Source organism: Bacillus sp. BP-3, assembly GCF_028401955.1.
In the GTDB taxonomy this organism is placed as follows: Bacteria; Bacillota; Bacilli; order Bacillales; family Bacillaceae_G; genus Bacillus_A.
On the sequence record NZ_JAQOTJ010000002.1, the window covers coordinates 120,373 to 145,059 of the forward strand.

The following is a 24,687-nucleotide window of genomic DNA, read 5'->3' on the forward strand; positions in this document are numbered from 1 at the left end:
ATAGACACCCCATTTCATGATGATTTCGCTAGGCTGTGTTCATCACTTTTATGGTTGCTTTTTCAATGTGTTCCTTCCTCACTAATTATGATGTCCCCTTTTCTAAAAGATATGCAGAGGAAATTTTTTCTTTTTATCGTAGATCTGTACTATGTAGGAACTTTATTTTTTTGGTAAGATGATTACATATACATAAATGAAGAAAGTGGTGTCATATGGAACAATTATTACGCGTGGAAAATGTCACAGGCGGATATACGAAGCGGCCTGTATTACAAAATATTTCATTCTCTGTTAAGAAAGGAGAGCTTGTCGGTTTAATCGGTTTAAACGGTGCAGGAAAAAGTACAACAATCAAACATATTATCGGACTAATGGAGCCGAAGCAAGGTCATATTACGATTAACGGTAAGACATTAAAAGACGATATGACAGCATACCGCTCTAGTTTCTCATTTATTCCAGAAACACCTGTGCTCTATGAAGAGCTAACGTTAGAAGAACATTTAAAGTTAACGGCAATGGCGTATGGCATTGACGAGAAAGAATATGATAAGCGCGTAGACAAGCTGTTAAAAGAATTTCGCATGAAAAATCGTTTGAAGTGGTTTCCATCTCATTTTTCAAAAGGGATGAAACAAAAAGTAATGATTATGAGTGCGTTCTTAGTTGAGCCATCTTTATATATTGTGGATGAACCATTTGTTGGACTAGATCCGTTAGCGATTCAATCATTGCTACAAATGATGGATCAAATGAAAAAAAGCGGTGCAGGCATTTTAATGAGTACGCATATTTTAGCAACAGCAGAGCGTTATTGTGATTCCTTTATTATTTTGCATCAAGGTGAAATCCGGGCACAGGGCACTCTCAAGCAACTGCAAAGCGAGTTTCATATGCCAGGGGCAACGCTTGATGATATTTACATTGCACTAACGAAGGAAGAAGATGCAGATGAATAGTAAAGGGCTATGGAAAGAAAGATTTCGTCATTTTTTAAAGGAAACGCGTACATACAGTAAATATGTATTTAATGATCATTTGAAATTTATTTTTGTGTTTATCATCGGTGCTGGTGCGTATTATTATCAGCAATGGCTGCAAACATTAACACCTGCATTTCCAACCGCAGTTGTGATGGCGGTGCTGCTCGGACTTGTATTAACCGCAGGATCGATTCAAACGTTATTAAAAGAAGCGGATCTTGTATATTTACTTCCAGTAGAAGAAAAATTAAAAGCATATTTCGTAAAAGCATTTCAATTTACGTTTATCATCCAACTGTATATTGTGGCGATGGTAAGTGCGGCGCTTGCTCCACTCTATTTCCAGCAGATGAAACAATCAGGACAAACATACATAATTATTGTACTTGCGATTGTGCTAAGTAAAGGATGGAATTTATTTGTAACGTGGGAGAAGTCTTATATGACGGATGACCGCATTCATCTCACTGACTGGCTTATCCGTTTTGTACTGAACTTTTTCTTTGTGTATTTCCTTGTCGAACGCGCTGCTGCTTTGTATATAGGAGCGATCGTCTTTGCAATGGTCATTTATCTTGTGTTTTTGCAGCAGAAAGTAAAAGGAAAACCGCTGAACTGGGAATATTTAATTGCTGAAGAAGGCAAGAAAATGATGCTGCTATACCGCATTGCCAATATGTTTGTTGATGTACCGGCATTAAAAGAACGGGTAGCTCGTCGCAAATGGCTTGATTTTATTCTTCAATTTGTATCAGATAAAAGAACCTACTTATTCTTATTCTTGCGCACGTTTTTACGCTCAGGAAATTATTTTGGATTGTATGTCCGCTTACTGGCAATTGGCGGTTTGATTTTATACTTTGCGCCGTTTCTCTATGTCCGCCTTCTTGTCGGTGTCGTATTTTTATATTTAATCGGTTATCAGCTGTTAAGTTTATGGAAGCATCATCGTTTGAAATTATGGCTCGAGTTATATCCGATTTCAGAAGAAGTGAAAATGAAGGATTTTCTGACGTTATTATGTACGTTGCTGTGCGTAGGCGGTGTCATTTTCGCTGTACTCTTTGCGTTTGCAACGAAAGATATTATGATGACGGGACTTGTTTTTCTTATGAATATGTTATTTAGTGCCTTGTTTGTCTATCAATACGGGGCGAAGCGTTTAAAAAAATTAGACCGTATATAGGGAAAGGGAGAAAAGAATGACTGAATATGAACAAAAGGTCATCTTAGAATTACAGCAGTGGAAAAGAAAAATGATTAAAAATTCTTCTGCAATGACACGTTTCTCTAAAACAGTTCAAACGAAAATGCAGCAGCTTATTCCAGAAAAAGTGCAAAAGATACTTACAGAAACAATTAAAACGTTGGTGCAAGGCATTAGTATTGGTTCGAATTTCATCAAACCGAGGCTGAAAGAAACCGATTGGTCACTGCAAAGAAGAGATGAAGAAGTATTAAAGAAGATCGATGAGTATAAAAAGGTTGCAGCCGCAGAAGGAGCCGGGACAGGAGCAGGAGGCTTCTTACTCGGGCTTGCTGATTTCCCGCTGCTGCTCAGCATTAAAATTAAATTTTTATTTGATGCGGCAACATTGTACGGCTATGATACGAGTAAACAAGAAGAGCGGTTATTTATCCTTCACGTATTTCAGCTTGCGTTCTCAAGCGATAATCACCGGAAAGAAATATGGAAAGCCATTGAGACGTGGGATACAAATAAAGAAAATCATATCGACTGGGAGAAATTCCAACAAGAATACCGCGACTATATTGACCTAGCAAAAATGCTACAGCTCGTACCTGTCATCGGTGCACCAGTGGGGGCGTATGCAAACTATCAACTTCTGCAGCGGCTAGGTGAAGTGACGATGAATTGCTATCGGCTACGATTATTGCAGCGGGAAGGTATGATGTAATAAGAGCTTTTTTAAATCATAGAAAGGAGCTGGCTCAAAAAAGGATTAGTCAGCTCCTTTTCGTGTACTTGGCGTGTCGAAGTGCCGATATATTAGTGAACATATTAAGGAGGAGCTGATTCAAATGATATCTACATCTCTTTTGAGTCGACTCCGTTTTTCTTTATAAGTCGCTGTAATGCAGAATACATCATGACTCATTCCATGTGGCAGAAAAGGGCCCTGACCGCTCCTATGCACGGCCAGATGCTCTTGTCTTAAAGGGGGGATGTTGTTTTTCTACTTATATACATACACTTTAACATGTAACAACCTTTGTTTTATCATTTACAAACAGGCAGAGTAACATCAATCGTTGTTCCTTTATTCACTTCACTTTCAATCCATATCTTTCCTTGGTGCATTTCAATAATTTTATAACAAATCATTAATCCTAAGCCAATTCCTTCTTCTTTAATGCTATAAAAAGGTTCGCCAAGGTATGGTATACGTTCTTGCGGGATTCCGCATCCTTGATCGATAAATCGAATATTGATTTGATCATGATCAGCTCCATCAATTTGAATGACAATTTCGCCTCCCGTTGGCATCGATTCAATGGCATTTTTCAAAATATTAATGAATACTTGTTTTAATTGATTCCCTTCACAATGTATCATTGGAATAGTAGACATAACTTCTGTCTTCATTTGTATATTATTCATGAGTGCTTGGGGTTCTAACAGCATGACAACTTGATTCATTAACATACTTATATCATTAGGCTGAATTTTCACTGCCTGAGGTTTGGCGATTGCCATAAATTCATTTGTAATGCTTTCAATTCGATCAATTTCTGATGATACGATATTTATATAGTGATGATTACTTTCATTTTCCACCGTTTTTAATAATTGCATAAATCCTTTCATTGCAGTTAAAGGATTTTTAATTTCATGAGCGATTGCTGTAGATAGTTGACCTACAACAGCAAGTTTTTCGGATTTTCTTAATAACTCTTCCGTCTTGGTTCGTTCAGTAATATCTCGAGAAATACTTAAGAAAACTTCTTTTCCATTTAACTTGAATACATGAATACTAATCTCTGTCGTTATGTTCTTTCCTGTAGGAAAAACATACTCATCATGTAAAGTAAAAGAATTTTCCCCTTTTTTAATTTTTTCTATTAATCTTTTTATAAGGGGAGAGTCCTTAGAAGTAAGATCAAAAAATGGCATACTAAGAATCTCATCTCTACTTAAATTAAACCTGTCACATCCAATAGTGTTTACTTCAATCAATTGAGTAGGAGTTCGATTTTTATCCAATTCTACTACGTATACCGCATCCGCTGCCTGTTCAAATAGTGCACGATATTTCAATTCACTTTCTTGCAATTGTTGATATAATTGCTGTCGTTCTTTTTCTGCTTGTTTTCTTTCGGAAATGTCCCTACAGATCGCAGCGAGAGCCATTATGTTTCCTCTTACATCTAGAATGGGTGAAATTGTCATACTTACAGCAATTAAATCCCCATTTTTTCGTTGTCTAATGGTCTCTAATCGAGTAATTGCAGATTTTCCAGACAGGATATTTCGAACAATTTTTATCGATTCATCCATTAAGAAATCGGGAACACAAGGAAGTTTTTTACCGATCGCTTCTTGTATGGACCAACCAAATATCGTTTCATAAGCTTTATTCGCTTGTAAAATATGCCCTTCTCGATCTGTGATAACAATCGCATCTATATTGTTATCTACAAATGACTCCAGCAATTCTTTAGTCGTTTTTAATTCATCTTCCACTTTTTTTCTCTCTGTAATATCAATTGCAGAACCAACAACTTCAATTACTTTTCCGTTTTGCTTAATTGGCCGAAGTGCGATTAGAGCAATGGTTTTATTATCTGGCCAGGGAATTTCAAATGTAACTTCATTCCCTTCCCATGCTTGTACATAATACTTCAGTAATTGAGGAACGAGATGGGGAGGGATAATAGAAGGATCTATCGTACGTAAACTTTTTCCTACCACTTGTTCAGAATGAAATCCATTTTGATAATAAAATTGTCCATCACACATCGTATGTATAAAGTGCGTATCTACTTTAATAAATTTAAAAATTCCTCCTTGTAGTTCATGAACAGTATCTTTCAGCTCTTGCTTCGATTTTTGTAATTTTTGATTCATTTTAAATAGCTCTTGTGTTAAAGAATATAACTTTTGATAAGCTTCCATCAGAAAAAGTCCGCTTAAAAGGCCTAAACTCATAAATAATAAGCTTTGTATGTAAAAAATATTAGAGATTACAGTCGGAATGAAGAATCCTCCTATCAATCGAATCATAGCCACATAACAAATCAAATAAAGAAAGCTAGCTTTAAACGGATGTAAATGTTTGAAATATGTTTTAAAAATAGTAAATATAATGCCTACCCCTAATAATACAGCGATATACGGTCCGCAATATCCATCCATATACATAACGCGCATGATAAAAATACTAAGTACCGTAATCCAACCGGCAGTACGACCAAAGTAAACAAATGACAAAATGAGAGGAACAGCCCGAAGGTCATAATAAAACCCCATGCATTTAAAAGAGAAGACCATCAAGATAATAGCAATAAATGCCCCGTATAATTTTTCGATGAACTGATTGGATTTCATTACAAACACTTGGATGAATATAGTTGAACTAACTAGAAAAGCAAAAATAAATAGGTTAATAAAAAAATCTTTGATAAACATACTGTGCCCCTCCCTATATCAAACAAATTCGACAAAAAGAGGGAAAATCCTACAAAAATATGATAGAAATAGAGAACAGTAGTTTTCTTTTTGTGACTGTATAAATTCATTTTAACTTTTCGCCATCTAAGCTGCTTCTATGCATGGCCAGATGCTCTTGCCCATCTAAAAAGAAAGAGAGTTTTTATATCGATTTTGAAATTTGCAGCTGCATAAAAGGAAAACATTCCCTTTACATGGCTTGTTTTCCAATTGTGTTTTTAATATGATTATAGAGTCACAGAAAAATCTGCACTAGATTATGAAGTTAGAGGTGAAAGAATGCAACCGTTAGAAAATGAAATTAATCCAAAGATGGTAAGAGTATGGCAAATTAGCTCGCTTATTACATCTGGAATCGGTCTTATGATTACAATTGCTTATTGTATATTTATGATGAAATTTGATTGGACAGGCTGGATATTTGGTGCACTTGTAATCGGGCTTCTTGCGTATGCACCGCTCGGTTATCTTGTATTTCCAAGTTTACGTCAGCGCTATTATAGCTATGAGTTAAACGAAGAGGAAATGGAAATTCAAAAAGGAATGTTTACTGTAGAAAGAGTACTTGTACCGATGATTCGTATTCAGCATATTACAATTGAACAAGGACCTATTATGCGCAAGTTTGATTTAGCTGAGTTGAAAATCTCAACAGCCGCAACAGCGCATACTCTTCCAGGATTGACGATGCGTGAAGCTGAGAGGTTAAAACGCCAAATTGCAGAACTGGCAAAGGTGAGTGATGAGGATGTATAAGCGGCAGCATCCGATTACGATTTTGTTTGAGGTAAAGCTAAGTAGTGTTTTACCAGTAATTTTTGTTTTCGCTATTAAAGACGGCTCATTTCCCTTTTGGTATTTGATCCCGATTCTAATTATTGGTGCAGGGGTTATTTTTAACTTCATTTCGTGGTATTACAAAATGTACTGGGTTGAAAATAATGTATTGCATATTAAAGAAGGTCTTTTCACAAAGAAAGAAAGCTTCTTAAACAAAGACCGTGTCCAAACCATTAATACGAGCTCAAATGTTTTATATCAAATATTAGGTCTCACAAAGTTAAAGATTGAAACTGCTGGTGGGGCTGATGAAGCAGAAGTACAGTTAGTAGGAATTACCCAAGAAGAAGCAAAAAGTTTAATTGCCATGTTAAATAAAAATAGCGATGTGAAGGATGAGCCTGAATTAGAGATTACTGCGATTGAAAAGAAAGAACATACTGCAGTCGCATATACATTAACGTGGAAAGAAATTTTGCTGGCAAGTATTACTTCTGGGAAATTCGGACTTTTATTTTCAATCCTTTTCATTTTAGCAGATAAAATTCGCGATATTATGCCGAATAACATTGTGAAGAAAATTGAGCATTATGTGGAAACGTATATATTTGAAAGTGATATAGCTGGCTGGGTATATATGCTCGTTGCTTTACTTCTATTATCGTGGGTTGTTTCAACGATTCAATATGCGTTGCAGCATGCGAATTTTACCATTTCACGTAAAGGAGATGAAATTCGCATCTCACAAGGTTTGCTAGAAAGAAAAGAGCTTGTCTTGAAAGCGCACCGTATTCACGGGATTAAAATGAAAGAAGGGATCCTTCGCAGGCCTTTTGGATATTGCTCTGTTCATGTAGAAGCGATTCAAAAATTTGAAGAAGGAAAAACAGACGTAACGCTCCATCCGCTTATGAAGAAGCAAAAAGTGCTAGAGATGCTGCAATATTTACAATTACCATATGATATAAACAGTGAGATGACAAAATTACCGAAAACGGCAATGAGACGTCACATGTTAGATAATTTTATTTTCGCTTGTATTGTAGCAGTACCGATTATCGGTTCGAGTCTATATTTTCACAAACACTTTCTACTTGCGCTATTATTACCACTTTTCTTAGTGTCCATCTGGCTTGGCTATGCGCAGTACAAAGCAGGCGGATATCGTATTGATGACGATCAACTGACAATGTCATATCGCGGAATCGCCAAATATACTGTTTTTGTGAAAAGAAGACACATTCAATCTTTAAAGAAAAGCCAATCATACTTCCAGAAAAAAGATGCACTTTGTACATATCATTTCCATAATGCCTCGGCTGGTCATACGTTAGAACATGTACGGATGGAAGATGCGAAGAAGATGCAAAGTTGGTATAAGCGAGAGTACTGATATATCGACGCTTCGACACGGGATAAAGAGTCTTCGACGATGTTCGACGCGCTAGAAACACTAAAAGGAGCTGACAGAAGTCATCTCCTTTTTTAATATGGAACAAGGTTTTAAACTAAATTGATATTTTAGTTAGTGAATTAAAATGTAAATATTTAATAATTTTACTAAAAATACTTTAGAATAAAAAGGTTCATCGAAAAATGTCAGAAATTTGCGCGTTTTAAATGTTATAAATACAGAATTTTCTAAAATATGTTTCCTTTATTTTCTACTTTTTTTACATTTGTTTTGTAATATTAAAAATTTTGGCGAGGTGAATGTATGAAAAGGGAAAAAGAAAAAGGCGATGGTACCGGTATGTAATCCAGCTCATCGTGATGGCGTTAATTGTGTCTTCTATTCCGATGGAGGCAATTGAGGAAACGATGAACAATGGCAAATGGTACTTCTGTTTCTTATAGTTATGATGATAATGGAAACGCAACTGAGAAATTTGTGACAGCTGGCGGAAAAACACAAAAGAACATCTTCGAGTATGATGTGGATAACAAACTGACTGTTTTCCAAGATGCGTTATCTCGAAAAATTTTACACGAGTACGATGCAAATGCGAATCGAACGAAAACAACGATGCCAACTAACACTGTGTTAGAATGGGAGTACGACGCGGCAAACCGAGCAATTAAAGCAAAACGAAACGGCAAAGATGCATTCTCCTATGCATATGATGAGAACGGAAATGAAACAAAGGTAACTGATCATATAAACGGAATCAACCGTGAAAAAGCGTATGACGAATGCAACCGCATCATCAGCATGACAGACCGAGGCGGTAGCGTAAAATGGTCGTATCAACCAAAATCTCATAAACTAAAAGATACAACAATCAATCATGGCTCATATAACAACACAACAAACTATGAATATAACGCTTTAAATCAAAATACGAAAGTACACTGTTTGCGACATATAAATACGATGACGACGGCCGTCGCATTGAAAAAACAGTGAGCGGAACAACAACCCGTTATCACTACGACGGCGACAGTATCAACCCATTATACGAAACAGATGCAAGCAACAATGTCCTTCGTCAATATGTATATTCCGTAGACGGTATCCGCCTTGCGATGAAATCCCAAGAACAAACAGTATACTACCACTACAACCCACGCGGTGACGTCATCGCGATGACAGACGAAAATGGACAAGTCGTAGCAAGCTATGAATACGATGCATGGGGAAATGTCTTAAAGAGTGATGCAAAAGGTATCGCGACAGAGAATCCATTTGGCTATGCAGGATATATGCATGATAAAGAGATTGGGATGTATTATTTAATAGCAAGATATTACAATCCAAATCATGGAGTGTTCTTGTCGGTGGATCCGGATGGGCATTTCCCATGGTTTATCCCAGTAGCAATTGTAGGTGTTAGAGTATTTGGTAAAGTTGCTATAGGTTATGGTACAAAATACGGGAAAAAGATTGCAAAGTCAGTATGGAATAAGGGAAAAAGTATAGTACGAAAAAGTCCTAGAATACACAAAATCGGCCGAATTAAAGGAACTAATGATAAGGGGAAGGTTATTGGGGGATAATTTATTCTACCAAGAAGAAAACAGGAAAGCGAACTTATTCTTCGCTTGAATTCCATACACCTCATAATAACCATGGGTATCATTTGCAAAAAAAAAAATATTCTAAGTATAAAGGAAATTGGAATAGAGGAAAAGCAACATGGAGAAAAACTTTATGGAGAGCTAAGAATAGGTGGTGATCTTCTAATATGAATAAATATATAAAAAAAGAAAAACATAGCTTAATAATTAGTAATAATAATACTTATAATAGTGAAGAAGGGGTATATGAGGTTATTAATGACGCAATTAGAGAAGTTATAACCCTTTTAAATTCAAAGTATTGTTTATATATTTACTACCTAGATACTTTTAAGTCTAAAGATGAAGTAAAAAGTTACGTTAAATTAAAAGGATTTCTTAATCGAAATGTAGTTGTGTTCGAACCATTGGATCTATCATTTTTAAATGATGAATATATCTCTGAAAGATTTATTATTGGTGGTCATGAAATAGAACATATGCTAAATAGTATTAAAACAAACGTATTTAATTCTATGGATGAACTTGAAACGTATCTTCAAGATAGATGTGAAATTTTCTGCAAAATTTTTGATTCATCATATATTGAAGTTCAAGCACAAGATGCTTCAATTATTACTGAGATAAACAATGTGATTTGAATTAGAACTATATTACGGATGACATGAATCTTGGTTAATATCAGTAGTTAAATGGTAGAGTTCGAAAGGTAATCCATGGAATTCTGGCGGGATGTATATGAACGTTTTGCGATACCGTGGTCTTAAGTACTTTGTATCGATATTGCAAATAGTCCAATATATGTTGTAAATGAAGATTTATTATATGATACAGAGGAAATAAAAGATTAAGAATAATCAGATTTCTGTTGAGTAACTTCTGTACTCTTTTGAAGGAAGAAACTAAACGGGTTCTTCTTTTTCTATGTTGCCTAGTACCAGCGTTCTTGTAACCAGAGGCAAGGTAGCAAGAAGAAATTTACGTACTACAAGTTCCTGTAAATTAAAAAAGATAAATTCGAGCCGACTTTTCTATAGAAGGAAAAGCCGGCTTTTCTCATCTCACAAATCCTTAACGTGGTTTTTTTTTTTTTTTTTTTTTTTCGAAATGCTGGCGGTACCCCATCGCTATCAAGCTAACAAAACAAAATACCCCCTAAAATGAAAAAATACGTTATTCTTTCTGTAGAATCATAGGAAAGGATGGCGTTTTTTATGCCTATTTCTGTATCTGATGAATTACGACTATTTGCTCAAGAAATTCAAGGCTTCTTATCCCCAAATATCTTACGAGATATTGCTAGAGATGTTGGGTTTGTGCAACGGACTAGTAAGTACCAAGTAAAAGATTTAGTCGCTTTATGTGTATGGGTGAGCCAAAATGTCGCTACAACTTCTTTAACCCAGTTATCTAGCTGTTTAGAAGCATCAACAGAAGTGCTCATCAGTCCTGAGGGACTGAATCAACGATTTAATAAAGCGGCTGTCCAATTTTTACAACACATATTAGCTGAACTACTAAACCAAAAATTAGCCTCATCTATACCGATTTCCTCTCCATATACTTCTGTTCTCAAGGGGAAACTGATCTACGTTAATGAGTAGAGGTTTCAGAATATGCGAGGGGAAATTCCCCTTCCCTTTATTGGAAATCTTACACACTCCCTATGGTTTTTGTGCTGTTTTTATTTAATTTGATTTCCAAAGAAAAAAGTAATTGACAATAAAAATAATTTCATGATATTATAAAATTTTTGATAAAAAATAACATATATGTTAAGCTTAAGAAGGTTACCATATATGGAGGTGGATTATATGTTTCAAATTGGCGATAACATTGTTTATCCAATGCACGGAGCAGGTATAATTGAAGCCATAGAAGAAAAAGAATTCTCAGGAAAAAAACAACAGTATTATGTTATAAAAATGTCAATCAGTAATATGCAAGTCATGATTCCTATGGGTAAAATATTAAGTTCGAGTATACGCCCAGTTACTGATATACTTGCATTAAAACACATTATACACATTTTTCAGCATGGAGAATCAGATAAATTATTGCCGTGGAAACAAAGGTATAAAATGAACATGGAAAAAATAAAAACGGGTGAAATACAAGAAGGTGCTGAAGTTGTACGTGATCTAATGCGTATGCAGAAAGAAAAGGCACTTAATACAAGCGAAAAAAAAATGTTGGATAACGCACATGAATTTTTGATTAGTGAACTAGGATTAATTAAAGGGATCACCGAAAATCAAATAAAAAGTTTCTGTTAAGATTCATTATAGATAATGTATTACATCCCCCGAAAATATCCTGAATTTTTCGGAAATGTGATGATTATTAAAAGTAAATCATTTCAAAGACATTCAACTTCTTCAACTCACTTTTAGAGTAGGAACCTCTTTTGTTATTACTTCAATCTAATCCATTTTTATTTTTAAATTTCTTTTACGAACGTTCAAAGTTTCATCAAATAACTCGATTAAATAGTCACTTGATTTTTGTAATCCTGATTCACACTGGCACGGACAAGGAGCCGTAAGGATGAAAGAGAGGTAGGGCTTTCATTGTTTTAGGTAATATACTATCTAAGTCATTATTTCTAGAAGAAAAAACAATCAATCTCACCGCTATCTTTAAGAATTTCTTACATCTACTGAGACAGTGAATAGTAATTGTTTATCTTCTTAACGTAAAATTGATAAACGAACTGGTAATACCATATGGTCAACTACAAAAAATGGTTTCCAGACCAGGAAACCATTTTAAATTTTATTTACATACCAATAGTAAATTAAGCAGTAAGAAGGAGTGCACACATGAAAAAAATGTTAACAAAAGAATTAAGTAATGAATTAAAGAAGCGAGAAGGAATCATTTCTATTACAGTTGAGCCTTATGGAAAAATCGAAGTTGGTGGAATTCGTGTAGATGGACCAGCTGTTATTCTAATTAATCAAGAATAGGTGAAAATAGTTGCATGCAAGAAGAAAAGGATCAGCCTTTAAGAGAAGGAGGATCCTTTTTATTTGCTGCAGCTAATATGGGATATACATAACTTTTATCTGATGTGTTGGGGTTAAAAGGAAGGAGAGGGTCGGGATTATCATGGTGGAAAGCTTAATATTGGTAGGATTTCTTTTTACGTTATATAAATTAGTTGATAAAAAAACAAACTAATTATTTAAAACGATATATTGTTTCCTTTTTAAGGGCAAGATTTATTTGAGAGTGAAATGGATAATTTAAAGGAGGGATTTAAATGGATGCAAGTAAAGAACGCATAAAATATGAGAAGATGTCAAAGAATTATGATCGTATTTATTTAGTTTCGTTTATCCAATTAATTGTACTTGTTTATAGTAGTGTGATAATCATAGGAGCTACAGGAGGAAAATATGGAGTGTTTTTATTGTTAGCAATTTTACTTAACGCACGTATTATGAAAGAATTTCAAAAAAAGTATGAGCACTACTCTAATAAAGGGCGTATTTAAAATCATACATATCCTAAAAGGAACAACCTAGATGTACATTCAAAATATCCATATATTATCACCTATTAACTAGTAAAAGTAACTTTATATAAATAATTTTTAGCAATTTAGAAATAGAAACCGTACCTTATTAAAATGTTATTTCCGTTCCTATAATGAATTATCCTTCTAGCATATTTATAAGATTTATATCATATATTAGGAGAAAGAATGTAAGTTAGAAAGGAGTCTTATAGAATGAGTTATTCGGAAGGAAATGACTTGAGTGAACAACATATGGTAAGTGCACCCAATCCCTACGTATATCAGACATTACAATCAGTAATTGGTAAACATGTGGTTATTGAAACTGTAAGAGGTAATGTAAGAGGAAAGTTAAAAGATGTTAAACCAGATCATTTGCTCATTGAAGATACGGTGCCATATATTGTACGCATTCAACAAATTGTGTGGATTATGCCAAAATAATAATCAAATTACATCTAATCAGATTTATAAAAAATTAATGTCATAGTCCACCAAGTAAAAACACAGGGTTTTATCTCTGTGTTTCTTTAAATTTCCGTTTTTGAATATATGCTTGAGCATGAATAAGTTCTTCCTGAAGCTCTTTTAATTCTTTTGTAGATTCTGATTCAATAGCCATGTAAGTAGTAACTAAATTGATCATCATATCCATCTTCTCTACTATATTTTGAATGACTTGTTCAGATTGCTCTTTTTTAGGATGTTGTATTGCTATTAATACATTTTCTATATAATTGTTCTTTCTTTGCTGGATATCATAAATAAACTGTTTTGTGTTTGAGTTCATTTGCTATTCCTCCATTTTGAATATACTTCTATTCTATCATATTCAAATGGGAAATATTAGATTATCCTGAATATACACCTGTCTCGCACATCTCCTCAAATATACAAACTAATCCCTTAACGTACAGGAATCGGTTGAAATGTGTCTGAACGTACAATTTTCTTTTTTTGATATGGTGACCCCATAGCCATCAACTTAAGAAATTAATTGTTCCCCAAAACGAAAAAAATTCCTAAATTAATAAGGCTCTTTTTTATTTTAATGAAAGTAAACTTTTAAATATTAGTTTACTTTCAAATCCCTTTAAACATTGACTTCACACTAAATCTCCTAATATCTTCAAATTTAACAACGGAAGTATACATTAAAACTACTGTAAATAAAGAGATTAGAACATCCATGAACAAAAAGAAAAAAGCTAGCTTCATGCTAACTTTTTTACATAATTCTCGTTAACGGAAGTTAATTATATTTTTCTACGTACTAAATAAAAAGCTAAGGAACCCATAATAATAGGTGTAACCAAACTAGAAGAATATGGATTTTTAAGAAGAAAGAGTATAAGTATATAGATAACAGCTAGTCCTATAAATACAGGAATTCCAAATCGAAACTCCCTACATTGTTTTATGTTCCTGTATAATACTTCTCCAATTAAGCAAGCTACAAGATCTAGTATACTACCATATATGATGAGAATTATAATGAATCCAAATATGGTAGGCAAATCCAAATCATTTTGGTGAAAAGAAACAGGATCAAAAACATATGGCATCAATAACCATCCGATAATAAAAGTAAGCAGACTTATAGCATAACTAATTGAAAATTTTCCTAACGTAATCATCCTCACAATTTTCTAATATTATCTTCATTGTATGACAGTTATCAATAAGTAAGATAGATAAAATGTGAAATAAATACAGTATACATATGAGGTTGACATAACGTCTCATTATCAGCAGTAATCAAATCTCAAGAATCCATTCATACCAAGAGTTTGCCAGCCTTCCGTTCCCTCCGCTGTATACGGGGTTTCATACATCCCAGTCACAACAGTATTTGGCAGTTCAAACCGTTCTCGTAGCCTGTATAAAATCCGCTTTTTGCCGCCAGTACTTGAAAAATATAAAAATAACAAATTGGGTTGTGGGAATACCTAAATTATAGTTTTAAGATGAGTGTTTGGTATTAAAATTGATAAGATTATATTTTTATATTCAATCAATGCAACGTTTTATGTTTTGTTTGTTTTATATAATAATTGTTTTATATGTTTTAAATGTTTGGATTTGAGTCAATATTTTGGACACAAAAAAGTTAAATCTAAGCTACTTTTTTAGCTAGATTTTCTATTGCTTGGGGAGTTTTATAATCAATGCTACTATGAATCCTTTTGCGGTTATACCATCCCTCGATGTATTGAAATAATGCTAAGTTTGCTTGTTCAAATGTGACATATTTTGTACGATATACTTCTTCTTTCTTTAAAGTGGCATGAAACGACTCCATACAAGCATTATCATATGGACACCCTTTTTTGCTGAAAGAGGGGTTGATTTTATAATTCGCGAGTATCGTTTGGAGTTCTTTACTTGTATATTGTGTTCCTAAGTCAGTATGTAGAATGAGACCCTCTGGTGGTTTCTGTGTATAGTAAGCGTTTTCTAACGCTTTTACCACAAGATTCGTTGTCATATTTCGTGAAAATGAATATCCAACAATTTTTTTAGAATACAAATCCATGACAGATGCAAGGTAACACCAACCATCTTTTTGCGTGTGAATATAGGTAATATCCGCTATCCACTTTTCATTAATTGTCGTTGTAGAGAAGTCCTGTTCTAATAGATTTGTCCGTTCTTCTACATTTGATTTTGATGAATGTGGTTTGTATTTCTTTAAGATAACGGAACGAATATCTTCTTTTTTCATGAGCCGCTGTACACGCTTTATACTTACTTGTAATCCTTGTTCCAATAGTATTTGATGAATCTTGGGCGCACCGTAACGCTCTCCACTGTCTTGATGAATTTGTATAATTTTTGGGGTTAATTCTTCATTTTCACGACTACGCTTTGACTCTGTTTTGTGCTGAGATTGGTAGTAAGAACTTCTCGCTATACCGAGAGTTTGGCACATCATATGAACAGAGTGCGTTTCTTTTTGCCAATCGATACATTGGTGTAATTCTGTATCTTTTATTTTCTCCCGAATATGGCCATAGCCTTTTTTAATATTTTATTTTCTTCTTTTAGACGAAGCATTTCTTTTTTCATTCGTTTTAGATCTTCTAGCGTCATTTCATCCTCATCAACTGATGCGATAGGAGAATATATTTTAATCCATTTATAAACGGTTACTTCTGATATGCCATACTCGCTGCTTAATTGTTTGACAGGTTGTCCTGAACGATATAATTCAACCACCATTTTTAAAAATTCTTCATTAAATTTCTTATTTGTCATACGGACACTTCCTCCTTGAAACCCATTGTAAGGACTTAACTAAGTTGTGTCCATATGACTATACTAACTCTATCATTTTGGCAGTTTTGTACGTTAAGGACTACAAAAACTTATTGTGACAGCATTTTTAAAGAATAAATATATGTATGACTATAGCTAGAAAACGTTGATGTCATTGAGTTTTTATGATTTGTTCACAAATATAAAACAATTTAATATGCAATATTGCATATTAAATTGTTTTATGGGAATAACGTGCTATTCTTTTGGATGGATTATAGAAACGGAGGAAATGTTATGAACAAGAAATCAAAATTTACCCAAATGATGCTTGGTATTAGTACAGTGGCCTTATCATTTGGAAGTATTCAAACACAAGTATCAGCGGAAGAAAACACACCTTATAATGTGTTGCAAAAGAAACCAATTGGGATAGAAACTTCAACAGATGAACTTGCACACTCTACAAAGGCAGACGAAACATTGTCTTATGAAGAACGTTTAAAAGTGAACGATTTTTCACAACGTCCAGCTCCAATCGTGAAACGAGCAGTGGCAAAACAATTTCAGCAAAAGTATTCTGTGGCAGAGCTGAATAGAATGAGTGATGCCGAATTAATTGATACATTGGCAAATGTTGGTTGGGATCAAATCGCAGATTTATCTCAGTTTAATGAAGAAACAAAAGCGTTTTATCAAAATAAAGGGCGAATCCAGGTTATTATTGATGAATTAGGTCGCCGTGGAAGAACATTTACAAAAGATGATACAAAAGGGATTGAAACGTTTGTTGAAGTATTATATTGCGGCTTTTATTTAGGCTTTAATAATAAAGAGTTAAACTATTTAAATGAGCGAAGCTTCCAGGATAAATGTTTACCTGCATTAAAAGAAATTGGAAGAAATCCGAATTTTAAACTTGGTACAGATAAACAGGATAAAGTGGTATCTGCATATGGTAAATTAATTAGAAATGCTTCTTGTGATGCTGAAACGGTTCAATATGCAGGGAACATTTTAAAACAATATAACGATAATATTTCTACATATGTAAGTGACAGGAATAAAGGGGACGCCTTGTATAATCTTATTCAAGGGATTGATGATGATATACAGTTTACAAAGAAAAAAGCGGAAGAAACAATATGGTATGGGAAAATTGATGGTTTCATAAATGAAATTAGTCGACTGGCTCTTCTAAGAAATGTAACAACAGAAAATAGCTGGTTAATTAATAATGGTGTGTATTATACTGGTCGTTTAGGGAATTTCCATAGTAATCCAAATAAACCTTTAGAAGTGCTTACACAAGCAATGCGTATGTACCCGCGTTTTAGTGAAGCTTATTTTAATGCTGTAGAGCAAATTTCAACAAACTATGGTGGAAAAGATTATAACGGAAATACAGTAGATTTAAAGAAAATACGTGAAGAAGGTCAAAAGCAGTACTTACCAAAAACGTATACATTTGATGACGGTGCTATTGTCTTTAAAACAGGAGATAAAGTAACAGAAGAAAAGGTTAAGAGACTATATTGGGCTGCTAAAGAAGTAAAAGCGCAATATCATCGTGTAATTGGAAACGATGCAGCGTTAGAATCAGGGAAAGCTGATGATGTACTGACAATCGTAATTTATAATGATCCAGATGAATATAAACGAAATAGCCAACTATATGGATATGATACGAATAATGGTGGAATTTACATTGAAGGCGTCGGAACATTCTTTACATATGAACGTACACCGCAGCAGAGTAGATATACTTTAGAAGAATTGTTCCGTCATGAGTTTACACACTATTTACAGGCAAGATACGAAGTTCCAGGATCATGGGGACAAGGAGAATTATATCGAAATGAACGCATGACTTGGTTTGATGAAGGAAATGCTGAATTTTTTGCGGGATCTACTCGTACGAATAATGTTGTTCCGCGCCAAAGTATAATTGGAGGATTATCATCTGATCCTGCGAAACGCTATACAGCAGAACGAACATTATTTTCGAAATATGGACAAGGAGAAGGAAACGAAAAATGGGACTTTTATAATTATTCTTTTGCCCTGCAGTCTTACTTATATACTCATCAATTTGAAACGTTCGATAAGATTCAAGATTTAATTCGTGCAAATGATGTGAAGGGTTATGATGCATATCGTGAAGCTTTAAGTAAGGATCCAAATTTAAATAAAGGATACCAAGACTATATGAAGCAGTTAATTGATAATCAGGGTACATATAATACCCCGCAAGTATCAGATGATTATTTAGCTGAGCATGCACCAAAGCCACTAGCGGATGTAAAGAAAGACATTACAGATGTAGCAAAGATAAAAGATGTAACAATGACAAAGCATAAGTCTCAATTCTTTGATACATTCACATTAGAAGGAACATATACAGGCGGCGTAACAAAAGGAGAATCTGAGGATTGGAAAGCGATGAGCAAGCAAATCAACCAATCTTTAGAGCAGTTGGCGCAAAAAGAATGGAGCGGCTACAAAACAGTTACAGCGTATTTTGTCAATTATCGTGTGAATGCGAAAAATCAATTTGAATACGATGTTGTATTCCATGGCGTTGCAACGGGAGAAGAAGAAAAACAGACGATTAAAGTAAATATGAATGGACCATACAATGAGACATTAAATGAAAAAGTTCAGTTTCATAGCGATGGTACAGAGAGCACAGGTGGAAAAATTGTTTCGTATCTTTGGGATTTTGGCGATGGTACAACAAGTACAGAAGCAAATCCTACCCATGTATATGGAAAAGAAGGAACATATAATGCAAAGCTAACAGTGAAAGATAATAAAGGAAAAGTAGGACGTGGGCAAACAACGGTTACCGTAAAACAGGACGAGCCGGCAGGCCATAACTATCAAGAGGCAAAGGTACTTAGTTTTAATAAGCTTTCAAAAGGAAATATGGATCGACCTAATATGGCGTATATGTACACATTCAATGTCACGTCTCCAAAAGAAGTGGATATTTCTTTTATAGATGAACAGGGAATTGGGATAAACTGGGATGTATATCACGAATCAGATCTAGGAAATCCTGTCATCACGGGCCAAGCGGATGGAAATAATATAAAAGGGAAATTTGAAGCGAAACCTGGGAAGTATTACATAGTTGCATTTTTTGATAAGGAAAATGCAAAAGGGACATATTCATTATTGGTAAAATAAAACGATTTCCGATGTATATGTAACTTTATTTTTGTAGAAAAGATATACAATTTTTGAATTTATATTTACAGCAATAAGCACTTGAGAAATAGATCTCAAGTGCTTATTACATTATTTACTCTCTTTTGTTCTTTTAGGAATAAAACTAGAAAGAAAAATGGCAACAATTATTGCTAGACTGAAGTTTTCAGTAGTATCAACCTCTAAACCGTTTTTCCATTGATATATAAAGGATAGCAATATTAAAAGTATAGCAATTCCAGCCGTATATCTTACTACGTTTCGCTCTCTTTTTCTTTTAGGCATAAAACTAAAAAGGAAAATGATAACAGCGAATGAGAGACCAAAGTTTTCAGTACTATCAATCTCTAAACCGTTTTTCCATTGGTATATAAAGGATAGCGATATTAAAAGTATAGCGATTCCAGCCGTATATCTTGCTATTTTTTTCTTATTTCCCGCTTCGTTTCTTTCTGTATTCATATTTATCCCTCTTTCTTATTTATAATGTAATGCTGTCTGTTTAATCCACTGTAAGACTATTAAAGGCATCATGATTTTTTTGAAATCAAATGACAACTGAATTTGTTCTTTTAACTCTCCGTGTATATGCAATTTCTTTTGTAAGGCTAACATACATTCTATAATTTGTTCTTTTAACCTTTGATACATAAATTCTTTTGAATGCTGGATACTTTCGTTTTGGTTTATCATATATCCGATAGCTACTGGTCCTTTTTGTTTGCCTATTTTCGGCCGTAATTCTTGAATATTGATATCTTTTAAATGAACAAAATAATCATGATAAAAGTCAATTGAATACGCACCTGGTATCGATATACCAGTTACAACATTTGACTCAAAAACAAATAGAATAGGTACTAAAGCTGTAAATGTTTGGTCGTGAAATGCTTCGTAAAGAATTTGAGCTAACGTATTCATATGAATCAATGGCTTAACTAGACTACTCATTTCTTTTTGTGATGCTTGTTTACGCAATGGGTGTTTATAAACATGATATGGCAATATTTCACGTTCATTTGAAAGGATTTTTAAATATTGATTATCGCCTTTACTTTGATTCAAATGATAGTTTATATTGTCTATCATATTTCTAGAACACTTTGTCTCTAGCATCAGAATAACCACCTCCTTGCTGTTTGACTTTCTGTACTTAAAATATACGTGTTCATTTATGTTAATAACAATTAGTAAAATTTCATTAAAATTTTGGTGAATTATTACGTATTTTAAACTGGATATTTTACTTAATTTGAAATATTAGGAAATGTTTAATCTCCTTAGTCTGCATATTCGAAGAAAGTAATGCATTTGTATGGAAGCATTCTGGCGTGGATGAATACATAAGAAATCCCACTTAAAGCTACGTTTAAGTGGGGGAGAGTTGACTCAATATTTTCAAATATTTTGCTGACATTTTATAAGCGCGATTATCATAAAAATAGTTTCCTAGTTCAGTAGCGAGTTCACGAACTAAAGGGTATTGTTTTTTTTCTAAGCCCATTTCAATAGCTATTTGCATATTTTTCTCATATCCATAATCATCTCCTCTTAATTTGGAGATCTTTCCCTTCAATCCGTATAGTTGAACATGAGCGGAAGGTACATCAGCAATTGATAAAAATTGAAATGCTTCATCCATTAATTTGTTAACAGTTTTCCAATTTTTAAGATCTATATGAATCTCTATTAAGCCTCGGAGCATGTATATCTTTTGACTTTTTTGGTAGAGAAATTCACTTAGTTGTAAGCTTTCTTCATAGTACTTAATAGCATTCGTATAGTCTTTCAAGCCTTGATAAATTTTTCCGTAATAATACGAAATCATAGGTAAATACATAGAATTATAATTATTTTTCACTCCAAGTTCTGCCTGCTGTAAGGTTTCGAGAGCTATGTCATATAATCCATCTGACTCATACAGAAGTACAAGCATTAAAAGAGTATGTATTACTTCACGCTCCATATTGAATTTTTTGAACAATCTGTAGGCTTTTTTAGCATATAAACGACCAATACTTTTATCTTTATAAAGCTCTTTATTTACATGACATAGATTATAATATATACTTGCGTGTTGCTCAGTTTCTTCTAGGCCAAGTAAACTCTCTACCCTCACATAAATTTCATGTGCAGCCATATAGTCTTGTTTATTATAAAAATAATGACCACGAGCCATTAAATAATATATAAAATCTTTGGAATATTGAGGATCTACTTGATTTAGGATGACATGCGAAGCTTGATCTACAATTCGTGCTACATGTAATAAGTTGTCATTTCGAGAATGATAGTATATTAAAACACCGTAAGCCTTTAATAATAAAAGAGTCGAGTCTGTTTCACGAACATACAGTTCTAAAGAAGCTAAGTCTTTTTCGCTTATAATCTTATCATTTTTATATTTATTACATATTTCAAGAAGCTTAGGTTCTATATCCTCATAATCTGCATCGACAAGAAAGTTGTAATCAACATCTAGCTTTTCAGCGACCTTTTCCAAAAAAGAAGTTGAAGGTTTAATTTGTCCATTTTCAATTCTACTTAAATAAGTTATAGAACAGATCCCGGATACGAGTTCTCCTTGTGTGAATTTTTTATGTATACGTATTTGTCGAATACGTTCACCAGTGTTCATATCTTCATCCCTTTCTTTGAATGGTCTAGTTAAGTTATTTTAATGCAAAATTATAAGAATAACGCTTATACGTATCACTCCAAATATGAAGGAGAGGTACAACACAACTGCAACTTATGGTTTTGACTAGTAATACTTATTTGAATACATATGAAATTTATATACCCTTTTACCAATATTACTATATTATACCAATTCATCTAGGCCACGCCTAACAAAATTCATTGCCCACCTAAAATTGGTGTTTCATCCCTTTGTATTTTTGAGGTGGAAATCTGTTGTCGGAAAACGGTAAATGATTGAGGGGATGTATTGTTAGTGTGCTGAAAAAGTGAGAGAGTCCTAAAGCTACGCGAACCCTCTTTCACGAAAGCGAAAAAAGGACACCCTCGCCAGATACTCCTAGCAAGTGTGTCCTTTTCTATTTTTATAGCAATGAAACTATTATTTTACGCCTACGTCATCCCAAGCTTTTTGCACAGCTTTATATGTAGCGCTATTAACGCCGTAGTAATCAGCTGCAGATTGCAATAAAGCAGCACGTGCTTTGCTGAAATCACTTGTCGGTGTGAGATATGTTGTTAAGGCACGGTAGTAGATTTTTTCTGCTTTTTCTTTACCGATAGCATTAATTGTTAAGTAGGCAGCTTTATTTGGAATACCGCTATTAGTATGTACGCCGCCATTATCGCCTTCTTCTGTTTCTGGTAAATATTGATAGTCTCTCATATGAGCAGGTTGATCATACTTTTCAGGGTTTGATAAGCTGCGAAGAGCATCTCCTTTAACTCCTGGAGTATATACAGCTTCTCCTAAATCCCAGTTAGTTGGATCAACGAAATATCCGAATACATCAGAAAACGATTCATTTAGTGCCCCAGATTGATTGATGTATTCAAGATCAGCTGATTTTTCAGTCACAGCATGTGTTAGTTCATGTGCAACGACATCAAGTGAACCTGATAGCGGCGCGAATTCAACACCATCACCATCTCCATAAATCATTTGTTGGCCATTCCAAAACGCATTATTATAGTTGTTTCCATAATGGACTGCAGAACGAATCGTTTTCCCGTTTCCATCAAAACTGTTGCGATTATGAACATTTTTGTAATAATCATATACTTTGCCAGCATAAACATGGGCATCAACCGCAGGAGCTTGGTCCTTATCTACCCAAGCATTATCTTTATCGAATAGATTGTAATTCTTTGGATTTTCTGCAGTGCTGTGATTTACTGTAAATGTTTCAATGATGCCACCATTCATTGGCTTTGTTGTGTCTTTTAAATAATATTGTCCATATTGGCTGCTGTAAGTTGTATTCAGGTTTTTTCGATCCCCTAGTACTCCGTTTCCATAGCCCTTTTGCGGAGTATCTGCATCTGTAACTGCATTATATGAACCTACAATTGTTCCATCTTCTGCGTTTACATAGATTTGCCAGTTTGCGCCATAAGGTTTAATGAATTGTAATTGTACTTTATAAGTTAAGTAATAAGTCCCATCTTTTTCATAAACAACTAAATCTGCGTTTTCATTTGTAGATTTTGCGTTTTCTTTCACTTGTTCTAATGGAGTTCCAGTTGTTTCTACGAATGTCTCATTTTTTGCTAGATTAATATGTTTCCATGCATTTGAAAGGGCTGTTTCTTTTGAAATCTTTGCTTTTGTCTTTTCTTTTAATTGCTCTGCCGCAGCTGGATGTACGTCTCCGTTGACTGTTGTTACTTTGCCATCACGATTTATATGAACAATAAACCTTGCACCATCAACTGGTACTTTATTAATAGATTGAATGTATACATAATGTTTCATCCCTAAATCATCTGACTTTACTTCTTTCAATGTTAAGTCAGTTTGTGGATTGATTTTAAATAACTCTTTATTTTCTTCAAGGAATGCTTTTACAGCTTTTTCTGACTCCACTTTTTTATCAGATAATTCCCCTGAAAGGAAGGATGGATTTCCTTGTTCATCATTCCACGTTTTTTGAACGACTTCCATTTTATCCAAAGCTTCTTGCTGCGATACTTGTTCTTCTGCAAAGGCATTTGAAAATGGAGCACCTAAAACCATGCCAGTTGCTAGTATTGTAACGACTGTTTTTTTCATTCTACTTCTCCTTTTAATATTCCATGTAATAAAGATGCATCTTACTAGGTAGTATACAAATAACTTCATTCTCGTGTATGTATTTATGTAAAATTGCATATATTATTTTTTGTCGATTCAAATTTTTGTAAATTATCTAACTATTAATTGGCATGGAGATCACCTTTTTTCACAATGAGTAATTTATGGGAGAGTTTTAGGTGTTAAAAGGGTGGATTAAAGTAGGATTTTTATTTTCATAGAATAAAAAAGAGAGCAACATGCTAGTGACGTGCGCTCATTTCTTTATTAACCATGAACCGTATTTTTCTATTTCTGTAGAATCTAATCTATTTTTTAATAGCCCATGTTATTCTTTCTAGATAAACAACACCTTACAATCACTCCATGCTTGCAGTAAGCTAAAAAATTTTCTCAACATAACTCGATATTTTCTCCTAATCTATTCAAAGGGTTTTGTAAA

19 protein-coding genes and 2 pseudogenes are annotated in these 24,687 nt (G+C 33.9%); 13 read left to right on the forward strand and 8 right to left on the reverse strand.

Annotated features, from left to right (window positions below; genetic code table 11):
* The first annotated feature begins 215 nt into the window (after positions 1–215).
* The 3 genes from PLX19_RS03490 to PLX19_RS03500 are packed head-to-tail and all read left to right on the forward strand — an operon-like array spanning position 216 to position 2,905.
* Complete coding sequence (locus PLX19_RS03490) at positions 216–962, forward strand: ABC transporter ATP-binding protein (protein ID WP_272187121.1); 747 nt, start codon at positions 216–218, stop codon at positions 960–962.
* On the forward strand, positions 955–2,172 hold the full coding sequence (locus tag PLX19_RS03495; protein ID WP_272187122.1) for an ABC transporter permease: 1,218 nt from the start codon (positions 955–957) through the stop codon (positions 2,170–2,172). Before PLX19_RS03490 ends, PLX19_RS03495 begins: the two co-directional genes overlap by 8 nt.
* A 16-nt stretch (positions 2,173–2,188) precedes the next feature.
* Complete coding sequence (locus tag PLX19_RS03500) at positions 2,189–2,905, forward strand: EcsC family protein (RefSeq protein WP_272187123.1); 717 nt, start codon at positions 2,189–2,191, stop codon at positions 2,903–2,905.
* Between the two features lie 323 nt (positions 2,906–3,228).
* Here the strand turns inward: PLX19_RS03500 and PLX19_RS03505 are convergent, their stop codons facing one another.
* Positions 3,229–5,637 carry a PAS domain S-box protein gene (locus PLX19_RS03505; RefSeq protein ID WP_272187124.1) on the reverse strand — a complete coding sequence of 803 codons (2,409 nt, stop codon included), beginning with the start codon at positions 5,635–5,637 and terminating at the stop codon, positions 3,229–3,231.
* A gap of 321 nt (positions 5,638–5,958) precedes the next feature.
* Between PLX19_RS03505 and PLX19_RS03510 the strand changes: the two genes are divergently transcribed.
* The 9 genes and pseudogenes from PLX19_RS03510 (at position 5,959) to PLX19_RS03550 (ending at position 13,444) form a co-directional block, all read left to right on the forward strand.
* Entirely contained in the window at positions 5,959–6,435 is a 477-nt protein-coding gene (locus PLX19_RS03510) for a PH domain-containing protein (RefSeq protein ID WP_272187125.1), read from the forward strand.
* On the forward strand, positions 6,428–7,852 hold the full coding sequence (locus tag PLX19_RS03515; protein WP_272187126.1) for a PH domain-containing protein: 1,425 nt from the start codon (positions 6,428–6,430) through the stop codon (positions 7,850–7,852). The genes PLX19_RS03510 and PLX19_RS03515 overlap by 8 nt, the downstream gene beginning before the upstream one ends.
* A 432-nt stretch (positions 7,853–8,284) precedes the next feature.
* Positions 8,285–9,635 (forward strand): annotated as a pseudogene (locus PLX19_RS03520) (RHS repeat domain-containing protein); the annotation flags it as partial.
* Positions 9,636–9,644: 9 nt separating this feature from the next.
* The gene (locus PLX19_RS03525; RefSeq protein ID WP_272187127.1) at positions 9,645–10,118 is read left to right on the forward strand and encodes a phosphate transporter; all 474 of its coding nucleotides are present in this window, start codon (positions 9,645–9,647) and stop codon (positions 10,116–10,118) included.
* 573 nt (positions 10,119–10,691) lie between these two features.
* A pseudogene (locus PLX19_RS03530) lies at positions 10,692–11,054 on the forward strand (IS4 family transposase); the annotation flags it as partial.
* Between the two features lie 237 nt (positions 11,055–11,291).
* Complete coding sequence (locus PLX19_RS03535; protein WP_272187128.1) at positions 11,292–11,753, forward strand: CarD family transcriptional regulator; 462 nt, start codon at positions 11,292–11,294, stop codon at positions 11,751–11,753.
* 546 nt (positions 11,754–12,299) lie between these two features.
* A complete protein-coding gene (locus PLX19_RS03540) occupies positions 12,300–12,446 on the forward strand; it encodes a BC1881 family protein (protein WP_272187129.1) in 147 nt (48 codons plus the stop codon).
* 296 nt (positions 12,447–12,742) lie between these two features.
* Positions 12,743–12,976, forward strand: a complete 234-nt coding sequence (locus PLX19_RS03545; RefSeq protein WP_272187130.1) for a hypothetical protein — start codon at positions 12,743–12,745, stop codon at positions 12,974–12,976.
* 237 nt (positions 12,977–13,213) lie between these two features.
* The gene (locus tag PLX19_RS03550; protein WP_272187131.1) at positions 13,214–13,444 is read left to right on the forward strand and encodes a YuzF family protein; all 231 of its coding nucleotides are present in this window, start codon (positions 13,214–13,216) and stop codon (positions 13,442–13,444) included.
* 70 nt (positions 13,445–13,514) lie between these two features.
* Here the strand turns inward: PLX19_RS03550 and PLX19_RS03555 are convergent, their stop codons facing one another.
* From PLX19_RS03555 to PLX19_RS03565, 3 genes are all read right to left on the reverse strand, one after another.
* Entirely contained in the window at positions 13,515–13,790 is a 276-nt protein-coding gene (locus PLX19_RS03555) for a hypothetical protein (protein ID WP_272187132.1), read from the reverse strand.
* A gap of 466 nt (positions 13,791–14,256) precedes the next feature.
* Entirely contained in the window at positions 14,257–14,637 is a 381-nt protein-coding gene (locus PLX19_RS03560; RefSeq protein ID WP_272187133.1) for a hypothetical protein, read from the reverse strand.
* 479 nt (positions 14,638–15,116) lie between these two features.
* A protein-coding gene (locus PLX19_RS03565) for an IS3 family transposase (protein WP_272187134.1) occupies positions 15,117–16,258 on the reverse strand; the annotation gives its coding sequence in 2 pieces (ribosomal slippage) (positions 15,117–16,027 and positions 16,027–16,258; 1,143 coding nt in all).
* A 297-nt stretch (positions 16,259–16,555) separates the two neighbouring features.
* On the opposite strand from PLX19_RS03565, the gene colA reads away from it, so the two are divergent.
* Positions 16,556–19,450 (forward strand): collagenase ColA, encoded by a 2,895-nt coding sequence (gene colA, locus PLX19_RS03570; protein WP_272187135.1) that lies wholly within the window; start codon positions 16,556–16,558, stop codon positions 19,448–19,450.
* Positions 19,451–19,561: 111 nt separating this feature from the next.
* Here the strand turns inward: colA and PLX19_RS26110 are convergent, their stop codons facing one another.
* From PLX19_RS26110 to PLX19_RS03590, 4 genes are all read right to left on the reverse strand, one after another.
* Entirely contained in the window at positions 19,562–19,756 is a 195-nt protein-coding gene (locus PLX19_RS26110) for a hypothetical protein (protein WP_442869025.1), read from the reverse strand.
* 192 nt (positions 19,757–19,948) lie between these two features.
* Positions 19,949–20,587 carry a hypothetical protein gene (locus PLX19_RS03580; protein ID WP_272187138.1) on the reverse strand — a complete coding sequence of 213 codons (639 nt, stop codon included), beginning with the start codon at positions 20,585–20,587 and terminating at the stop codon, positions 19,949–19,951.
* A gap of 253 nt (positions 20,588–20,840) precedes the next feature.
* The gene (locus PLX19_RS03585) at positions 20,841–22,109 is read right to left on the reverse strand and encodes a helix-turn-helix domain-containing protein (RefSeq protein ID WP_272187139.1); all 1,269 of its coding nucleotides are present in this window, start codon (positions 22,107–22,109) and stop codon (positions 20,841–20,843) included.
* 444 nt (positions 22,110–22,553) lie between these two features.
* Complete coding sequence (locus tag PLX19_RS03590) at positions 22,554–24,224, reverse strand: M4 family metallopeptidase (protein WP_272187140.1); 1,671 nt, start codon at positions 24,222–24,224, stop codon at positions 22,554–22,556.
* Positions 24,225–24,687: the final 463 nt, after the last annotated feature.